This window comes from Burkholderia sp. Se-20378 (assembly GCF_017104665.1).
Lineage (GTDB): Bacteria > Pseudomonadota > Gammaproteobacteria > Burkholderiales > Burkholderiaceae > Burkholderia > Burkholderia lata.
The window spans coordinates 1-2,944 of sequence record NZ_JAAGPG010000749.1; the positions used below are offsets into that span (position 1 = coordinate 1).

3 protein-coding genes are annotated in these 2,944 nt (G+C 67.4%); all 3 read left to right on the plus strand.

Annotated elements, in window-relative coordinates:
• Positions 1–236: 236 nt before the first annotated feature.
• Positions 237–1,469: a 3-methyl-2-oxobutanoate dehydrogenase (2-methylpropanoyl-transferring) subunit alpha gene (locus G3N93_RS37005; protein ID WP_174934976.1), complete on the plus strand. Its 1,233-nt coding sequence runs from the start codon at positions 237–239 to the stop codon at positions 1,467–1,469.
• Positions 1,470–1,471: 2 nt separating this feature from the next.
• Entirely contained in the window at positions 1,472–2,512 is a 1,041-nt protein-coding gene (locus G3N93_RS37010; RefSeq protein WP_043182180.1) for an alpha-ketoacid dehydrogenase subunit beta, read from the plus strand.
• Between the two features lies 1 nt (position 2,513).
• Positions 2,514–2,944 (plus strand): biotin/lipoyl-containing protein (locus G3N93_RS37015; protein WP_307873450.1); only part of this gene is annotated, 431 nt, incomplete at its 3' end.

Sequence of the window (2,944 nt, forward strand, 5' to 3'; positions counted from 1 at the left end):
TCCCCCGGTACGGCCACGCCGGACCACCGGCTGGCGCCCGTACGACGGGCCTCCCGCACCCGACATGGCAAATCTGCTCACCGTGGTCGAGCGGGTTGGTCATCGACGTTCGCCGTCACAGCGCATAAATTTCCAAGGTTGGCGTGCCTATCCGCACGCCAGCCCGCGCGCAGGCCGGCAACCGGTCGCGCGTTCCTAATTCAGCGTGAGACACAATCGAGCGTGGAGACGACACGATGAGCCTGTCAGAGCCATTGCGTCTGCATGTGCCGGAGCCCACCGGGCGCCCGGGCTGCAAGACGGACTTTTCCTATCTGCATCTATCGCCGGCCGGCGCCGTTCGCCGCCCGCCGATCGACGTTGCCGCGGCGGACACCGCCGATCTCGCCCGCAGCCTCGTGCGCGTGCTCGACGACAGCGGCAAGGCCGTCGGCCCGTGGGCGCCGGATCTCGACGATGCGCGGCTGATCGCCGGCCTGCGCGCGATGCTCAAGACCCGCATTTTCGACGCGCGCATGATGATCGCGCAGCGTCAGAAGAAAATCTCCTTCTACATGTTGAGCCTCGGCGAAGAGGCGATCGGCACCGCGCACGCGATGGCGCTGCGCGACGGCGACATGTGCTTCCCGACCTACCGCCAGCAGAGCATCCTGATCGCGCGCGACGTATCGCTCGAGCGAATGATCTGCCAGCTGATGTCGAACGAAGGCGACCCGCTGAAAGGCCGCCAGCTCCCCGTGATGTACTCGGACCGCGAAGCGGGCTTCTTCTCCATTTCCGGCAACCTCGCGACGCAGTTCATCCAGGCGGTCGGCTGGGCGATGGCGTCGGCGATCAAGGGCGACACGAAGATCGCGTCCGCGTGGATCGGTGACGGTGCGACAGCCGAATCCGACTTCCACACCGCGCTCACGTTCGCGCACGTGTACCGCGCGCCGGTCGTGCTGAACGTCGTCAACAACCAGTGGGCGATCTCCACGTTCCAGGCGATCGCGGGCGGCGAAGGCACGACCTTCGCCGGTCGCGGCGTCGGCTGCGGGATCGCATCGCTGCGCGTCGACGGCAACGACTTCCTCGCGATCTACGCGGCGTCGAGCTGGGCGGCCGAACGCGCGCGCCGCAACCTCGGCCCGACGCTGATCGAGTGGGTGACCTACCGTGCGGGCGCGCACTCGACGTCGGACGATCCGACCAAGTACCGGCCGAGCGACGACTGGTCCCATTTCCCGCTCGGCGATCCGATCGAGCGCTTCAAGCGCCACCTGATCGTCAAGGGCATCTGGTCGGACAGCGCGCACGAAGCGTTGACGGCCGAGCTCGAGGCCGAGGTGATCGCCGCGCAGAAGGAAGCGGAGAAATACGGCACGCTGGCCGACGACCGGATTCCGTCGCCGGCGTCGATGTTCGACGACGTGTACAAGGAGCTGCCCGCGCACCTGCGCCGTCAGCGCCAGGAACTGGGAGCGTGATCATGGCGCAACAAGAAACCGGCACGGCAACGCAGCCGATGACGATGATCCAGGCGCTGCGCTCGGCGATGGACGTGATGCTCGGGCGCGACAGCGACGTGGTCGTGTTCGGGCAGGACGTCGGCTATTTCGGCGGCGTGTTCCGCTGTACCGAAGGACTGCAGAACAAATACGGCAAGTCGCGCGTGTTCGATGCGCCGATCTCCGAAAGCGGGATCGTCGGCGCGGCGGTGGGGATGGGCGCATACGGGCTGCGCCCAGTGTGCGAGATCCAGTTCGCCGACTATTTCTACCCGGCATCCGACCAGATCGTGTCGGAAGGCGCGCGGCTGCGCTATCGCTCGGCCGGCCAGTTCATCGCGCCGATGACGATCCGCATGCCCTGCGGCGGCGGCATCTACGGCGGCCAGACGCACAGCCAGAGCCCGGAGGCGATGTTCACGCAGGTGTGCGGGCTGCGCACCGTGATGCCGTCTAATCCGTACGACGCGAAGGGGCTGCTGATCGCATCCATCGAGAACGACGATCCGGTGATCTTCCTCGAGCCGAAACGGCTGTACAACGGGCCGTTCGACGGCCATCACGACCGGCCGGTCACGTCGTGGCTCAAGCATCCGGCCAGCGCGGTGCCCGAGGGCTACTACACGGTGCCGCTCGATACGGCCGCCGTGGTGCGTCCCGGCAACGACGTCACGGTGCTGACCTACGGCACGACGGTGCACGTGTCGCTCGCCGCGGCCGAGGAGACGGGCATCGATGCGGAGGTGATCGACCTGCGCACGCTGTGGCCGCTCGACCTCGACACGATCGTCGCGTCGGTGCGCAAGACCGGCCGCTGCGTCGTGGTGCACGAGGCGACGCGCACCTGCGGTTACGGTGCGGAACTGGTGTCGCTGGTCCAGGAACATTGCTTCTACCACCTCGAAGCGCCGGTCGAGCGCACGACAGGCTGGGATACGCCGTATCCGCATGCGCAGGAGTGGGCGTACTTTCCGGGCCCGGCCCGGGTCGGTGAAGCGTTGCGACGCGTGATGGAGGCGTGAGATGGGGATTCATGTCATCAAGATGCCGGATATCGGCGAAGGGATTGCCGAGGTCGAGCTGGTGGCCTGGCACGTGGAAGTCGGGCAGACGATCAAGGAAGACCAACCGCTCGCCGACGTGATGACCGACAAGGCGGCGGTCGAGATTCCGTCGCCGGTGACGGGCAAGGTGATCGAGCTCGGCGGCCGGATCGGCGAGATGATGGCGGTCGGCAGCGAGCTGATCCGCCTCGAGGTCGAAGGCGACGGCAACCTGAAGGCCGGCGCACCGGTGCGAGAATCAAAGGTAGAAACCGCACCGGTCGCGGCAGCGCCGTCGAAGGCCGTGGCCGACGCGCCGGCGGAATCGTCCGCCAGGCCGGCGACGAAGCACGCACCGGCGGAGCCGCGTCGCGCGAAGCATGCCGAGCACACGGAGCACGCTGCGCCGCC

Bases quoted from the DNA above. Each gene is read 5' to 3' on its own strand.
- G3N93_RS37005 (WP_174934976.1), top strand. From the start codon at position 237: ATGAGCCTGTCAGAGCCATTGCGTCTGCATGTGCCGGAGCCCACCGGG.
- G3N93_RS37010 (WP_043182180.1), top strand. From the start codon at position 1,472: ATGGCGCAACAAGAAACCGGCACGGCAACGCAGCCGATGACGATGATC.